Below are 14,844 nucleotides of genomic sequence, written 5' to 3'. Positions count from 1 at the left end.
GGGTACCGCTGCAGTAGCGGCCGGCCCGGAGTGCGGGCCGGCGCGGGAAGCCGTGGATCAGGGCTTCTGGTTCATGACGATGTAGACCATGCCTTCGTAACGGCCGTTGACCGTAAGCGGGCCGCCGGTACCGGCCTGGGCGATGGTCAGCGGCATCGAGATGGACGCACCCGGGGTCGAGCTGGCGCCGTTGAACAGGTCAGCCGCCTTGAACTCGGTGACCGCAGTGGTCAGCGCATCGGTATTCAGGCTGACGGCCAGCGGCACGCGCGTGGCGCCATTGATCAGGACCGGATCGTGGCCAAGGCGCACCTCGATGTCCGCGGTTTCGTCATTGGAATGGATGCGCACCTGCTGCGTCGACGGCAGCAGGCCACGCAGCGGATCGTGGGTCAGCTGCACGGTGTCCGGCAGCGGAGTGCCGTCATCGCGCAGCAGCGCCAGCGTCGGGTCGACGTCGGCATAGACGGTGATCTTGGTTTCCAGCGCGTGCGCGGACAGCGAAGCAGTAGCCAGCGCTGCAGCGAGCGCGGCCTTCTTGATAATGGCGTGCATGGTTGTCTCTCTCGGACAAGGGGGAATATGAAAGCTCCCCTCCCCAAGGAGAAAAGGGAGGGAAGCGCCGCCCGCGGGGATGGGTGCGGGCGACGGAGAGAATGTTAGGAATCCATTGCCATGCAGGCCATTCAAGCATTCCTAAAACGTTGAACGTTAAGGAGAATTCTTGAAAGTGCTCAACGTTTGAGAGTTATGCAACTTTCCTCACTGATTGAATGCAAGAAACCTCATTGCATGGCATTTGTAGAGTCGAGCATGGCTCGACTCTACCGTGGGCATCCACGCGGGGCGTGCATCCGCTGGATGGCATCAGGCCGCCTTTCGGCGGCCTGATGACACGGTGCGGTGGCGCGCGATCAGAAGAAGATCGCGTACAGGATCAGCAGCGGAATCGGCACGCCCAGCAACCAGAGCAGAATCATCTTCATGGCAGTTCTCCTTGCATGGAAGGGTGGAATTACAGGTCGCGGCGGCGGCCGCCCCAGGTGGCGCTGAGGCTGGCAAAGAACGCGCCGATCAGCAGCGTGATGAACAGCCACAACGCGGCGTAGGCGGTCGCCTTCCGCGCATCGTCGGCAGCCTGCTTGGCGGTGTTCTTGGCCTTCTCCAGCGCTGCACGCATGCGCGTCTGCACATCGGTCACCCGGGCCTGCGCTTCAGCCGGGCTCATCCCGGTCTCGCGCGCGATCAGCTGTGACAGGTACTGGGTATCGGCCGGATCCAGGCCCTCCCCGTGCAGGCTGTTGACGATGATGCGGTTCACTTCGGCGCGCACTTCGCGGCGGTCGCCGATCGGACCGTTGCCCGGCAGCGGTCGCGGCGGCGGGGCGATGCGCGCGTCGCGTGGACCGGCGCCCGGTGCCGGCGGCGGCGCGGCATTCGGGTCCATCGGCGCGCCCGGCGGCGGCGCTGCAGGATCGGCCGGCCCTGCGTGGGCCGTGCTGCGGAACAGCGAATCCACCCAATAGTCGAGGTCACCTTCCGGTGCAGCCGTCGCAGCGCCGCTGGCACCGGCTGCAGCCACGCCGACCGTGGACGCAGCGGCCCCGGCGGTGGCGCCGGCCACCTTTGCCCCCGCACCCAGCACGCCACCGATGGCCGACGTCAGCAGGCCCGCCGTCAGCAGCGTGGCCACCGCCCACGACACGAAGCCGTGCGCGGTGTCGCGGAAGTAGGTTTCGTCGCCGTGGATCTGCGTCCACTTGGTACGCAGGCGACCCGCCAGATACCCCCCCAGGCCGGAGGCGGCCAGTGCAGTGAAGGTGAGCCAGGCGATGCTGGACCAGCCGAAGGTTTCCTTGCTGACGCCTTCGAACGACCAGGGCGACACAGACGACAGCCCCAGGCCCACGCCGAGGATCAACAGGATGAGGGAGAGTGCAGCGGCGGCGGCGGCGCCAGCGAAGATTGCCCCCCACGACACCGCACTTTCGCTGGCGGGCGGAACAATGGGGGCGGCGACGACGGTGGTCACCTCGGGGCCGAGCGGGCCGCGCTCGGGTGGATCGAATCGGGTACTCATGCAGTGGATGCTCCGGATCAGGGGCTGCGGATGCAGCGGGCGCCCTGAGGCTGCGCGAGCGCTTGTGAAGCTGGCGAGACCCTTGAATCACGCGCTCTTGTCGCAGTGGAGAGCGTGCCAGCCCAGGTTGGCACCCACCCGCGCGGCGGCAAAAAAAAACGCCCCGCAGATGCGGGGCGCTTCCAGCACAACCTACGCGGGGCGATCAGCCCTGGTAGTCGCGCACGTCGCTGCCGGTGTAGACCTGGCGCGGACGGCCGATCTTCATTTCCGGATCAACCTGCTGTTCCAGCCAATGCGACACCCAGCCGGAGGTACGGCCCAGGGCGAACATGACAGTGAACATTTCGGTCGGGATCTGCAGCGCCTTGTAGATGATGCCGCTGTAGAAATCGACGTTCGGGTACAGCTTGCGCGCGACGAAGTACTCGTCCTGCAGCGCAGCCTGTTCCAGCTTCACGGCCACGTCCAGCAGCGGATCCTGCACGCCCAGCTGCTTGAGCACCTTGCTGGTCATCTCGCCGATGACCTTGGCGCGCGGATCGAAGTTCTTGTAGACGCGGTGGCCGAAGCCCATCAGGCGGAAGCCGGAGGTCTTGTCCTTGGCCTTGACCACGGCGGACTCGACGTTGTCGGCGGTGCCGATCTCTTCCAGCATCTTCAGCACGGCTTCGTTGGCACCACCGTGGGCCGGACCCCACAGCGCGGTGACACCCGCGGCAACCGACGCGTACGGGTTGGCACCGGTGGAACCGACCAGGCGCACGGTCGAGGTCGAGGCGTTCTGCTCGTGGTCGGCGTGCAGGATGAACAGCAGGTCCAGCGCCTTGACCACGTCCGGGTTCAGATCGTACTGGCCGTCAGCCGACTCGAAGGTCTGCTTCAGGAAGCGGCTGACGTAGTCCAGCGAGGTGTCCGGCTTGTTGGCCGGCAGGCCCTTGCCATGGCGGTAGATCAGCGCCGACAGGGTCGGCACCTTGGCGATCAGGCGCACGGCGGCCTGGCGGCGCTGTTCGGCGTCGGACAGGTCCAGCGAGTCGTGGTAGATGGCCGACAGCTGCGCGATCGCAGCAGCCAGGATGGCCATCGGGTGGGCGTCCTTGGCGAAGCTGCCGATCAGGGTGTTGATCGAGTCGTCGACATTGGCTTCGGCAGTCAGCTCATCGGTGAAGGCCTTCAGCTGCTCGGCGCTCGGGCGCTCGCCGTTGATCAGCAGGTAGGCCACTTCGACGTAGCTCGACTTTTCCGACAGCTGCTCGATCGGGTAGCCGCGATACAGCAGCACGCCCTTGTCGCCGTCGATGTAAGTGATGGCGGACTTGCAGCTGGCCGTCGCGGTGAAGCCGGAATCGTAGGTGAAGAACCCCGTTTCCTTGGTCAGCTTCGCGATGTCGACGCAGTCGTTGCCAAGGGTGGGTTTGATGACGGGCAGAACGACGGACTTATCGCCGGCGTTGAGCGTGACCTGATCAAGATCGGACACTGTGTGCGCTCCTTCATGGGAAGGCGCCTGCCCAAGCGCATTGGTCAGGCACGTGAATGACGTCCTCGGCCTGTGCCGGGGATCATGCCATTATCGCACAGCAGCATTTGCCCGGCGCTAGACAGAAGTCGTAGACGGCAGGCGGCCAGAACCCGGCCAGCAAGCGGCCCGGATCGGCAAAAGCGTTGTCACACGAACGCAGTGTTCTGTCCATCCAAACGCCCGTTGGGTTGGCGTTGGGGAAAAACAAACGGCCGCGCAGAGCGCGGCCGTCGGTTCGAAGCTGGATCGACAGATCAGCGCGCGTAGCGCTTCTGGAACTTGTCGATGCGGCCCGAGGTGTCGATGACCTTGTGCTTGCCCGTGTAGAACGGGTGCGAAGCCGAGGAAATTTCAACCTTGACCAGCGGGTATTCGTTGCCGTCTTCCCACTGGATGGTTTCCTTCGTCGCCATGGTGGAGCGGGTCAGGATCTTGAAATCGGAGGTGACGTCATGGAAGACGACGTCGCGGTAGTTCGGATGGATATCGGCCTTCATGGGCTCACACCGTAAATGGGCTGGTGGTCAAGAGCGGCATTATAAGCACCGGTTGCCGCTCGGGGCAACCGGTGCCGGGCAACGGACGTCAGTCCGCGCCCAGGGCCTGGCGCACCAGGGCCTCGAAACGCCCCTGGTCGTAGGCCATCAGCAGATCGCAGTTGTCCGGCTGGCCGGTCTGGCGGTTCCAGTCGACGATGGTGGCGCCGCGGCTGAACGTGCCATTCAGCTCCACGTTCAGCGGACGCGACTCGACCCGCAGCTGCCCTTCCGGGTTCAGTGCCCAGGCCATGGCCACCGCGTCGGCGGTGTACCAGCGCCCGCCCTTGCTGTCCTCGGACAGGCCACGGGTCTTGCGCGAGATCAGCTCGTAGAAGCGGGCGCGATCGGAATCGGCCTGCAGCCATTTCTCGGCTTCTTCCAGCGGCAGGCCGTGGGCAACAGTGGCCTCCCAGTCCGACACCAGCAGGTGCTTGAACGCGGTGAACACCACGTGCGCAGCTTCCGGATCGAAGGCGATGTTGAATTCGGCCGCCGGAGTGATGTTGCCGTGGCAGGTGACCGCACCGCCCATCACCACGATGCGCTTGATGCGCTGGGGCAGGGTCGGGTCCAGCTTCAGTGCCAGTGCCAGGTTGGTCAGCGGGCCCAGCATCACCAGCATCAGTTCGCCGGCATGCACGTGTGACAGGCGCAGGATCGCCAGTGCGGCGTGCTCGGCTTCGGCCTGGCGGCTGGGCGGCGGCAGGTCCACGTCGCCATAGCCATCACGGCCATGCACGTGGGCAGCATCAACGGAAGGATGCAGCAGCGGATCCGGGCTGCCGGCAAACACCGGCACGTCGGTGCGGCCGACGATGTCGCAGAGCTTGAGGGCGTTGCGGACCGTGTACTGCAGGCCGACATTGCCGGCGGCGATGGTCAGGGCGACCACGTCATGCCGTTCATCGGCAAAGGCCATCAGCAGGGCCAGGGCGTCGTCCACACCGGGATCGGTGTCGATCAACAGGGGGATCTTGTGGGTCATCGTTGCCGTCTTCAGATCGGCAACGAAGTGTGGACCGGGATGATGACCGTTGCAAGTATGGGGGGCGGCAGGGCTGCGCCCTGCACCCGCGGTAGTGCCGGCCGCTGGCCGGCAACTTCAACAGCAACGTCAAGAACGGGTTTCCCGCGGATGGCGGGGAAGAGCTCTCTGTAGAGTAGAGCCATGCTCGACTCCCGCGCGCAGCGCGCACAGCAGCCGAGCGTGGGCTCGGCTCTACAGTAGATCCACGCCGTGCGTGGATGAGCGTGCCGGAAATGGGGTCAGAGGCCATTGCTGCGCAAAGGGCTCTGACCCCGGGGTGCTTACGCCGAGGCGTAGCGCACGGCGGTGCCGATCCATCGCTGCACCACCCGATCGGCCAGTGCAGGCTGCTGCTCCAGCAGGCGCTCGGCCAGTGCGTGCACGCCGGGCAGCAGCCCGGCGTCGCGGGCCAGGTCGGCGATGCGGAAACCGGCCAGGCCGGTCTGGCGGGTGCCCAGAAGTTCGCCGGGGCCGCGCAGTTCCAGATCCTTCTCGGCGATGACGAAACCATCGTTGGTTTCGCGCATGGTCTGCAGGCGCTCGCGCGCCATCTGCGAAAGCGGAGCCTGGTACAGCAGCACGCAGCGCGACACCGCCGAACCACGGCCGACGCGGCCGCGCAGCTGGTGCAGCTGGGCCAGGCCGAGGCGCTCGGCGTTCTCGATCACCATCAGCGAAGCATTCGGTACGTCCACGCCCACTTCGATGACCGTGGTCGCGACCAGCAGGTCGATCTCGCCGGCCTTGAAGGCCACCATCGTCGCCAGCTTCTCGGCCGCTTTCAGCCGCCCGTGCACCAGCCCCACGCGCACGCCGGGCAGCAGTGCCTGCAGCGATTCATAGGTGGCCTGCGCCGGAGTGGCATCCAGCTCTTCGCTTTCCTCGATCAGCGTGCACACCCAGTAGACCTGCCGCCCTTCCTCGCAGGCCAGCGCGATGCGCTCGATCAGCTCCGGGCGGCGGTCATTGTTGAGGGCGACGGTCTGTACCGGCGTGCGGCCCGGCGGCAGCTCATCGATGGCCGACACATCCAGGTCCGCGTATTCGGACATCGCCAGCGTGCGCGGAATCGGCGTGGCGGTCATCACCAGCTGGTGCGGCACGCTGTTGCCTCCCGCGCCCTTGTCGCGCAGCGCCAAGCGCTGGTGCACGCCGAAACGGTGCTGCTCGTCGACGATGGCCAGGGCCAGATCCTGGAACACCACCGCCTCCTGCATCAGCGCGTGGGTACCCACCACCACCTGCGCTTCGCCGCTGGCGACCTGCGCCATCACCTTGGCGCGTGCCTTGCCGGTGACCTTGCCGGCCAGCCAGGCGATGCGCACGCCCAGCGGCTCCAGCCAGCCGCGCAGGTTGTTGAGGTGCTGCTCGGCCAGCAGTTCGGTGGGTGCGGCCAACGCAACCTGCTTGCCCTGCTCCACCGCCAGCATCGCGGCCAGCGCAGCGACCACGGTCTTGCCGGAACCCACATCGCCCTGCACCAAGCGCAGCATCGGGCTGGGGCGCGCGAGGTCTTCGCGGATCTGCTTGAACACGCGCGCCTGCGCACCGGTCAGGGCGAACGGCAGCTGCTTCAGCAGTGCCTTGGCCAGCTTGCCGGGGCCCGCCAGCGGCGGCGCGTGGTGTGCCTGCAATGCAATGCGCTGGCGGCGCAGGCTGAGGTGGTGGGCCAGCAGTTCTTCCATCGCCAGGCGGCGCTGCGCCGGGTGCGTGCCGGCGGCCAGCGCGGCCAGGTCGGCATCCGGTGGTGGCCGGTGCACGGTCAGCAGCGCGCTGCGCAGCGACGGCAGGCCGAGGCCATCGAGCCAGCCGCCGGGCAACAGTTCCAGCGCGCTTTCCTCGGGCAGGCGGTCCAGCGCCTGGCCGATCAGCTTGCGCATGGTCATCGGGCCGACGCCTTCGACGGTGGGGTACACCGGGTCGAGGCGGTCGCCGAGTTCAGGATCGTCGTTGCGCCCCAGCACCTGGTAACTGGGATGGACGATTTCCAGGCCGAGGTGGCCGGGCTTGGGCGTGCCGAAGCAGCGCAGCCGGTTGCCGACCGCGAACTGGCCGACCTGCTGTTGGCGGAAATGGAAGAAGCGCAGCACCAGGGTGCCCTGCCCTTCGTCCTCCACCGCCACTTTCAGCATCGGCCGGTAGCGCATGCCGCGCTCTACCGCGACCACCCGCCCTTCGACCTGGGCCGGCACGCCGTTGCGCAGGTCTTCGATGCGGGTCAGCCGGGTCCGGTCTTCATAGCGCAGGGGCAGGTGAAGCCAGAGATCCTGCAGGGTGGCCAGCCCACGCGCCTGCAGTTTGGCGGCCACGGCCGGACCGACGCCGGCGAGCATCGCCAGGGATGCTTCGCCGGACGGTGACAGGACCGGAGTGACCGCCGCCTTGCGTGCCACGTGGCGGTCAGTCGATGACCATCACCGCATCGACCTCGAAGTTGGCGCCCTTCGGCAGGCCGGACACTTCGATGGTGGAACGGGCCGGGTACGGGGCCTGGAAGTAGTCCTGCATGACCGCGTTGACCTTGGCGAACTCGCCCAGGTCGGTCAGGTACAGGCCCAGGCGCACGACCTTGTCGAGCGAGCCGCCAGCGGCCTCGGCCACGGCCTTGAGGTTGTCGAAGGCGCGACGGGCCTGCGCTTCGACGTCACCGGCGCCGACGATGTCGCCGGTGGCCGGATCGAGCGGGATCTGGCCGGAGAAATACACGGTGTTGCCGGCGCGCACGGCCTGCGAGTACGGGCCGATGGCAGCGGGGGCCTTTTCGGTGTTGATGATCTGGCGGGACATGGGTCGCTCCGGTGCTTTGGGGGAAAACAGAGCGGTGATTGTACCGGCTGGGGGTGCATCCACGCATGGCGCGGATCCACCGCGCCGCTTCGGTAGTACCGGCCGCTGGCCGGCAATCGCGATGCCGTCGAGGATACATGGGTTGCCGGCCAGCGGCCGGCACTACCGGTCCGCGCAGGACCTACTGGCGGCGTACCGATTGCACGACCGACAGGCGGCGCAGGCGGCGCATCACTTCGGCCAGGTGGTTGCGGTCGCGCACCTGGATGTTGAACGCCAGCACGGCGGCGTTGAAATCGCGGTCCAGGTAGTCCACGCGCTCGATGTTGGAGTGGCTCTGCGCGATGGCGGCGGCCAGCTGCGCCAGCACGCCGGTGCCGTTCTCCACTTCCACCACCAGCGAGGTGTCGTAGTCGCCGGAGACGGTGGTGTCCCAGCCAATCGGCACCCAGCGCTCGGGCGACTTGCGCAGCTCGGCCAGGTTCGGGCAGTCCATCCGGTGCACCACGATGCCCTTGCCGGCGGTGTGGTAGCCCATGATCTCGTCGCCGGGAATCGGCTGGCAGCAGCCGGCGAAGGTGACCACGCCGCGCTCGCTGCCGTTGATCAGGATCTTCTCCTGCGAATGGTGGCGCGAATGCGGGCCGCCACGCAGTTCGGCGTAGGCCATCAGCGCCTGCGCGGCCTGGGTCGGCATCCAGTTGCCCAGCGCGACCTCGGCCAGCAGCGCCTCCAGGCGCGGGAAACGGTGCTCGGCCAGGAACGCATCCAGGCGCCCCTTCGGCAGCCGCTCCAGCGACGAATCCATCGCTTCCAGCGCACGGTCGAGCATGCGGTGGCCGAGCTGCACGGCATCTTCGTGTTCCAGCTGCTTGAGCTGGTGGCGGATGGCGGTGCGTGCCTTGCTGGTGACCACGAATTCCAGCCACTGCGGTTTCGGCGTGGCCGAGCGTGCGGTGATGATCTCCACCGACTGGCCCGACACCAGCTTGGTGCGCAGTGGCACCAGTTTCTTGTCCACGCGCGAGGCCACCGCCATGTTGCCGACGTCGGTGTGCACCGCGTAGGCGAAATCGAGCGCGGTGGAATTGCGCGGCAGGGCCAGGATCTTGCCCTTCGGGGTGAACAGGTAGACCTCGTCCGGGAACAGGTCGACCTTGACGTTGTCGAGGAATTCCAGCGAGGAACCGGCGGCGCGCTGCGAGTCGATCAGCTCGACGATCCAGGCGTGGGCGCGGCTCTGCGCGCTGTTGGGCGAATCACCACCGAACTTGTAGGTCCAGTGCGCGGCCACGCCGCGCTCGGCGATCAGGTCCATTTCCTCGGTACGGATCTGCACTTCGATCGGCGAGCCATACGGCCCGAACAGCACGGTGTGCAGCGACTGGTAACCGTTGGCCTTGGGAATGGCGATGAAATCGCGGAAGCGCCCATCCAGCGGCTTGAAGGTGGCGTGCACCGAGCCCAGCGCGTGGTAACAGCTGGGCACGCTGCGCACGACCAGGCGGAAGCCGAACACATCCATCACCTGGTCGAAGGATTTGTTCTCGTCGCGCATCTTGTTGTAGATGCTCCACGGGGTCTTGATGCGGCTGATCAGCCGATGCTCGATCCCCTCCTTGGCCAGGCGCTGCGACAGCTGCACTTCCACCTGTGCCATCGCTTCGCGACGCACCACCGGCTGGCTGCGGATGTGTTTTTCGATGATGGCGTGGCGCCACGGGTAGAGCGCCTTGAACCCCAGGTTCTGCAGCTCGCTCTTGACCAGGCTCATGCCCAGGCGCTGGGCGATCGGCGCGTAGATCTCCAGCGTCTCGCGGGCGATGCGGCCGCGCGCTTCGCGGCTCTGCGCACCCAGCGTACGCATGTTGTGCAGGCGGTCGGCCAGCTTGATCATGATCACGCGCAGGTCGCGCGACATCGCCAGCAGCATCTTGCGGAAGCTCTCGGCGGCCGCTTCCTGGCGGTCGCGGAACTTCAGCTTGTCCAGCTTGGTGACACCGTCGACCAGTTCGGCGACGGCTTCGCCGAACTCGGCGGCCAGCGCCTCGCGCGTCAGCGGGGTGTCTTCGATGGTGTCGTGCAGGATCGCAGCGATCAGCGCTTCCACGTCCAGGCCGAGCTCGGCCAGCACCTGGGCCACGGCCACCGGGTGGGTGATGTAGGGCTCGCCCGACTTGCGCGTCTGCCCAGCGTGCGCGGAGGCTCCGACTTCCCAGGCACGGCGCAGCAGCGGCAGCTGTTCCGGCGGCAGGTAATGGGCGGCGCGTTCGAGCTGGAGGACGTAGTCGGGTACGGCGGCAGTGGGGGCTGCGGCGACCTTGGCAGTGGGGCCTGGGTTCATGCCCGCAGCCTATTCCAGCGCGACGTTTACGGCAAATCCTGAATGCGAAACAGCCCGCACGGGGCGGGCTGTTCGGTGTATCCAACGATTAGGTTGATCGATGCGATCAATCGTCGTTCTTGGACATGTCTTCGTCGGCCACCACTTCGGCGGCGGCCCACTCCAGCGCTTCGCGCTCGGCGCGCTCACGCTCGGCCTTCTCGACTTCGTCGATCAGCGCGTTGTCGATCTTGCGGGCGGCGATTTCGCGCAGCGCCAGCACGGTCGGCTTGTCCTCGGTCTCGCTGTTGTCCAGCGTGGCCTGCACGCCGTTGGCGAGCTGGCGGGCACGCTTGGATGCCATCATGACCAGTTCGAAACGGTTGTTAACGACTTCCAGGCAATCTTCTACGGTGATGCGGGCCATACGGGCTCCCGGCGACCGGTCGGCCGCTCAGTCGAATGAGGGAAAGGGGACGGAGTGTACTGGCAGGGGCTGGACAAAATCAAGCCAACCCCCCATCGATTCTTTTGGAATCAGTCAGTTGCACCCGGATCGGGGGTCAGCAGGGCCTGGATCAGGGCGGCGTGGCGCACCTTCTGGGCCTCCCGGCGCAGGCGGCTGGCAGTGAAGATGGCGCACAGCTCGTCCACGGCAGTGTCGAACACCTCGTTGACGATGACGTAGTCGAACTCGTTGAAGTGAAGCATTTCATCGCGGGCTGCCCCCAGCCGCTGAGCGATGACCGCCTCGCTGTCCTGGCCGCGCTTGCGCATGCGGTCCTGCAACGCCTGCTTGGACGGCGGCAGGATGAACACGGTGACCGTGCCCGGCACCAGCTGCCGCACCTGCTGGGCGCCCTGCCAATCGATCTCCAGCAGCACGTCCTGGCCGGCGGCCAGCTGCGGCTCCACCGATTGCCGGGCCGTGCCCTTCCAGTCGCCGTGCACCCAGGCGTGTTCGAAGAAGTCGCCGGCGGCGATCATCTGCTCGAACTTCTCGGCACTGACGAAGTGGTAGTGCTGGCCGTTCACCTCACCCGGGCGCATCGCGCGCGAGGTGAAGGAAATCGACAGGGCGATCTGCGGGTCACGCGCCAGGGTGGCGTTGACGATGCTGCTCTTGCCGGCGCCGGACGGGGCGGCCACGATGTACAGCGTGCCGCGCGCCACGGCGTCCGACGGCTTCGACGGGGCGCTCATGCACGGCTCCCAACTGGTTGATTTCGCAAAATTTTTCCTCGATGTTCCAGGTCCGGCGCGGCGGATCGCGGCAGGACGGCGGGGGCTGCGCGGAACATCCTGGAACCAGGCCCGGCAGACGCTTCCCCGGGGGGCGGGCACGCAACTTTACCAGAGCAGGCTCTTTCCGGGCCCGTCCGGCAGGCGCCGCGCCTTGTGCCACATGGGCATGCGGGGGCCTGTGCTATAACCGGCCGTACCCAACGACAGCCCGGAGGCCTGCGCCTCCCCGCCATCCCAGGAGAACGGCATGCCATCGATGAGCCGCCGCCAGTTCCTGAAAGTGACCGGGACAACCCTGGTCGGCTCCAGCCTGGCACTGATGGGCTTCGCGCCCGGCATCGCGCTCGCGGAGGTCCGGCAATACAAGCTGACCCGCGCGACCGAGACCCGCAACACCTGTACGTACTGTTCGGTGGCCTGCGGCATCCTGATGTACAGCCTCGGCGATGGCGCCAAGAACGCCGAACCGAGCATCTTCCATATCGAAGGCGACCCGGACCACCCGGTCAACCGCGGCACGCTGTGCCCGAAGGGTGCCGGCCTGGCCGACATCATCCACAGCAAGTCGCGCCTGCTCTACCCCGAGTACCGCGCGCCGGGCTCCAACGAGTGGAAGCGGCTGAGCTGGGACGATGCGCTGGACCGCATCGCGCGGCTGATGAAGGAAGACCGCGATGCCAACTTCGTGCAGAAGAACGAGGCCGGGCAGACGGTCAACCGCTGGCTGACCACCGGCATGCTGGCGGCCTCGGCCACCAGCAATGAAACCGCGGTGCTGACCCACAAGGTCGTCCGCTCCCTCGGCATGCTGGCATTCGACAACCAGGCACGTGTCTGACACGGCCCGACGGTGGCAGGTCTTGCCCCGACGCTAGGCCGTGGTGCGATGACGAACCACTGGGTCGACATCAAGAATGCCGACCTGATCCTGATCATGGGTGGCAATGCCGCCGAGGCACACCCGTGCGGGTTCAAATGGGTAACCGAGGCCAAGGCACACAACAAGGCACGCCTGATCGTGGTCGATCCGCGCTTCAACCGCTCGGCCGCGGTGGCCGACGTGTACGCGCCGATCCGCACCGGTACCGACATCGTGTTCCTGGGCGGCCTGATCAACTACCTGCTGACCGAGGACCGCATCCAGCACGAGTACGTGCTGAACTACACCGACATGTCGTTCCTGGTGAAGGACGAGTTCGCCTTCAAGGACGGCCTGTATTCGGGCTACAACGCAGAAAAGCGCAGCTACGACCGCTCCAGCTGGGACTACGCCTACGGTGACGACGGCTACGTACGCAGCGACCCGACGCTGAAGGACCCGCGCTGCGTCTACAACCTGCTCAAGCAGCATTACGCGCGCTATACCGTGGCGATGGTCGAGCGCATCTGCGGCACGCCGGCCGACAGCATCCGCCAGATCTGGGACATGATCGCGTCCACCGCCGGCAAGGACAAGGCGATGACCATCCTGTACGCCCTCGGCTGGACGCAGCACTCGATCGGTGCGCAGAACGTGCGTGCCGGCACCATGGTGCAGCTGCTTTTGGGCAACATCGGCGTGGCCGGAGGCGGCATGAACGCGCTGCGCGGGCATTCCAACATCCAGGGCCTGACCGACATCGGCCTGATGTCCGACCTGTTGCCCGGCTACCTGACGCTACCGAGGCAGGACGAGCAGGACTACGACGCCTACATCGCCAAGCGCACGCAGAAGCCGCTGCGCGCCAACCAGATGTCGTTCTGGCAGAACTACCCGAAGTTCCACGTCAGCCTGATGAAATCGTGGTGGGGCGACGCTGCCACCGCCGACAACAACTGGTGTTTCGATTACCTGCCCAAGCTCGACAAGCCATACGACATGCTGCAGGCGTACGAGCTGATGAACGAAGGCAAGATCCACGGCTACATCTGCCAGGGCTTCAATCCGCTGGCCTCGGCACCGAACAAGGGCAAGCTGATCAGCGCGTTCTCCAAGCTGAAGTTCATGGTCAGCATGGACCCGCTGGAAACCGAGACCATCGCCTTCTGGCAGAACCACGGCGCGCTGAACGACGTCGATCCCAGCACGATCCAGACCGAGGTGTTCCGCCTGCCGACCACGTCCTTCGCCGAGGAGAACGGTGCGGTGGTGAATTCCTCGCGCTGGCTGCAGTGGCACTGGAAGGGTGCCAATCCGCCAGGCGAAGCGCGCAGCGACATCGAGATCATGTCCGAGCTGTTCCATCGCATCAAGGCGATGTACGAGAAGGACGGCGGTGCGTGGTGGGAGCCGGTGCGCGACCTGGCCTGGAACTATGCCAACCCAGAAGTGCCCACGCCCGAAGAGCTGGCGATGGAGTACAACGGCAAGGCGCTGACGGACGTGTTCGATCCGAAGGATCCGACCAGGCTGGTGCGCAAGGCCGGCGAGCAGCTGGCGACGTTCGGCGACCTGCGCGACGACGGCAGCACCGCGTCGGGATGCTGGATCTATATCGGTGCCTGGGGCCCGACCGGCAACATGATGGCGCGCCGTGACAACAGTGACCCGACCGGCATCGGCAATACGCTGGGCTGGGCGTGGGCGTGGCCGGCCAACCGCCGCGTGATGTACAACCGCGCCTCGTGCGATGTCGCCGGCCGGCCATTCGATCCGCGCCGCATGCTGCTGGCCTGGAACGGGAAGAACTGGGGCAACGTGGATGTGCCGGACTTCAAGGCCGACGAAGATCCCGCTGGCGGCATGGGCCCGTTCATCATGAACCCGGAGGGCATCGCCCGCTTCTTCGCCAAGGCCGGCATGGCCGAAGGCCCGTTCCCCGAGCATTACGAGCCGTTCGATACCCCGCTGCGCAGCAATCCGCTCAGCCCCGGCCAGGCACTGACGCTGAACAACCCGGCCGCACGCGTGTTCGCCAGTGACCGTGCCCAGATCGGTTCGCCGGATGAGTTCCCGCACGTGGCCACCACCTACCGCCTGACCGAGCATTTCCACTTCTGGACCAAGCACGGCAAGCTCAACGCCATCATCCAGCCCGAGCAGTTCGTCGAGATCGGCGCTGCCTTGGCCGACGAGCTGGGCATCAACAACGGCAGCCGGGTGCGGGTCAGTTCCAAGCGCGGGCACATCGAAGCGGTGGCGATGGTAACCAAGCGCATCAAGGCCCTGCAGATCGATGGCCGGACCGTGCACCAGGTGGGCGTGCCGATCCATTGGGGCTTCCTCGGTGCGGCCAAGCCCGGCTACATCGCCAATACGCTGACCAACGCCATCGGTGACGGCAACTCGCAGACGCCCGAATCGAAGTGCATCCTGGTCAAGGTCGAGAAGGTGTAGGA

Annotated in this window: 11 protein-coding genes; 1 reads left to right on the top strand and 10 read right to left on the bottom strand. The window is 66.3% G+C overall.

Features of this window, described 5'->3' with window-relative positions:
* Positions 1-57: 57 nt before the first annotated feature.
* The 10 genes from AC5P9C_RS13415 to gmk form a co-directional block, all read right to left on the bottom strand.
* Complete coding sequence (locus AC5P9C_RS13415; RefSeq protein WP_049465713.1) at positions 58-555, bottom strand: CS1 type fimbrial major subunit; 498 nt, start codon at positions 553-555, stop codon at positions 58-60.
* A gap of 460 nt (positions 556-1,015) precedes the next feature.
* On the bottom strand, positions 1,016-2,080 hold the full coding sequence (locus tag AC5P9C_RS13410) for a hypothetical protein (RefSeq protein ID WP_164082829.1): 1,065 nt from the start codon (positions 2,078-2,080) through the stop codon (positions 1,016-1,018).
* A gap of 205 nt (positions 2,081-2,285) precedes the next feature.
* On the bottom strand, positions 2,286-3,563 hold the full coding sequence (locus AC5P9C_RS13405; protein WP_053461289.1) for a citrate synthase: 1,278 nt from the start codon (positions 3,561-3,563) through the stop codon (positions 2,286-2,288).
* 296 nt (positions 3,564-3,859) lie between these two features.
* A complete protein-coding gene (locus tag AC5P9C_RS13400) occupies positions 3,860-4,102 on the bottom strand; it encodes a type B 50S ribosomal protein L31 (RefSeq protein ID WP_005410871.1) in 243 nt (80 codons plus the stop codon).
* Between the two features lie 88 nt (positions 4,103-4,190).
* Complete coding sequence (locus AC5P9C_RS13395; RefSeq protein ID WP_049465719.1) at positions 4,191-5,129, bottom strand: nucleoside hydrolase; 939 nt, start codon at positions 5,127-5,129, stop codon at positions 4,191-4,193.
* Positions 5,130-5,452: 323 nt separating this feature from the next.
* On the bottom strand, positions 5,453-7,564 hold the full coding sequence (gene recG, locus AC5P9C_RS13390) for an ATP-dependent DNA helicase RecG (protein ID WP_064239113.1): 2,112 nt from the start codon (positions 7,562-7,564) through the stop codon (positions 5,453-5,455).
* A 7-nt stretch (positions 7,565-7,571) separates the two neighbouring features.
* On the bottom strand, positions 7,572-7,958 hold the full coding sequence (locus AC5P9C_RS13385) for a RidA family protein (protein WP_005410875.1): 387 nt from the start codon (positions 7,956-7,958) through the stop codon (positions 7,572-7,574).
* Between the two features lie 181 nt (positions 7,959-8,139).
* Positions 8,140-10,302 carry a RelA/SpoT family protein gene (locus tag AC5P9C_RS13380; protein WP_005418955.1) on the bottom strand — a complete coding sequence of 721 codons (2,163 nt, stop codon included), beginning with the start codon at positions 10,300-10,302 and terminating at the stop codon, positions 8,140-8,142.
* A gap of 106 nt (positions 10,303-10,408) precedes the next feature.
* Positions 10,409-10,708 carry a DNA-directed RNA polymerase subunit omega gene (gene rpoZ / locus AC5P9C_RS13375; RefSeq protein ID WP_005410877.1) on the bottom strand — a complete coding sequence of 100 codons (300 nt, stop codon included), beginning with the start codon at positions 10,706-10,708 and terminating at the stop codon, positions 10,409-10,411.
* Positions 10,709-10,818: 110 nt separating this feature from the next.
* A complete protein-coding gene (gene gmk / locus AC5P9C_RS13370) occupies positions 10,819-11,484 on the bottom strand; it encodes a guanylate kinase (protein ID WP_049465727.1) in 666 nt (221 codons plus the stop codon).
* Positions 11,485-11,773: 289 nt separating this feature from the next.
* Between gmk and fdnG the strand changes: the two genes are divergently transcribed.
* Positions 11,774-14,842 carry a formate dehydrogenase-N subunit alpha gene (fdnG, locus tag AC5P9C_RS13365; protein ID WP_313288125.1) on the top strand — a complete coding sequence of 1,023 codons (3,069 nt, stop codon included), beginning with the start codon at positions 11,774-11,776 and terminating at the stop codon, positions 14,840-14,842.
* The last annotated feature ends 2 nt before the right edge of the window (positions 14,843-14,844 follow it).

The sequence above is a fragment of the Stenotrophomonas sp. YJH_SMC_10 genome (assembly GCF_059371555.1).
The sequence above is the reverse complement of the archived record's forward strand: the minus strand, read 5'-3'. Positions and strand labels throughout refer to the sequence as shown.

What these genes read in the sequence shown, in the direction of transcription:
- AC5P9C_RS13415 (WP_049465713.1), bottom strand. Translation starts at nt 555, where the DNA reads ATGCACGCCATTATCAAGAAGGCCGCGCTCGCTGCAGCGCTGGCTACT.
- AC5P9C_RS13410 (WP_164082829.1), bottom strand. Translation starts at nt 2,080, where the DNA reads ATGAGTACCCGATTCGATCCACCCGAGCGCGGCCCGCTCGGCCCCGAG.
- AC5P9C_RS13400 (WP_005410871.1), bottom strand. Translation starts at nt 4,102, where the DNA reads ATGAAGGCCGATATCCATCCGAACTACCGCGACGTCGTCTTCCATGAC.
- AC5P9C_RS13395 (WP_049465719.1), bottom strand. Translation starts at nt 5,129, where the DNA reads ATGACCCACAAGATCCCCCTGTTGATCGACACCGATCCCGGTGTGGAC.
- AC5P9C_RS13385 (WP_005410875.1), bottom strand. Translation starts at nt 7,958, where the DNA reads ATGTCCCGCCAGATCATCAACACCGAAAAGGCCCCCGCTGCCATCGGC.
- AC5P9C_RS13380 (WP_005418955.1), bottom strand. Translation starts at nt 10,302, where the DNA reads ATGAACCCAGGCCCCACTGCCAAGGTCGCCGCAGCCCCCACTGCCGCC.
- rpoZ (WP_005410877.1), bottom strand. Translation starts at nt 10,708, where the DNA reads ATGGCCCGCATCACCGTAGAAGATTGCCTGGAAGTCGTTAACAACCGT.
- gmk (WP_049465727.1), bottom strand. Translation starts at nt 11,484, where the DNA reads ATGAGCGCCCCGTCGAAGCCGTCGGACGCCGTGGCGCGCGGCACGCTG.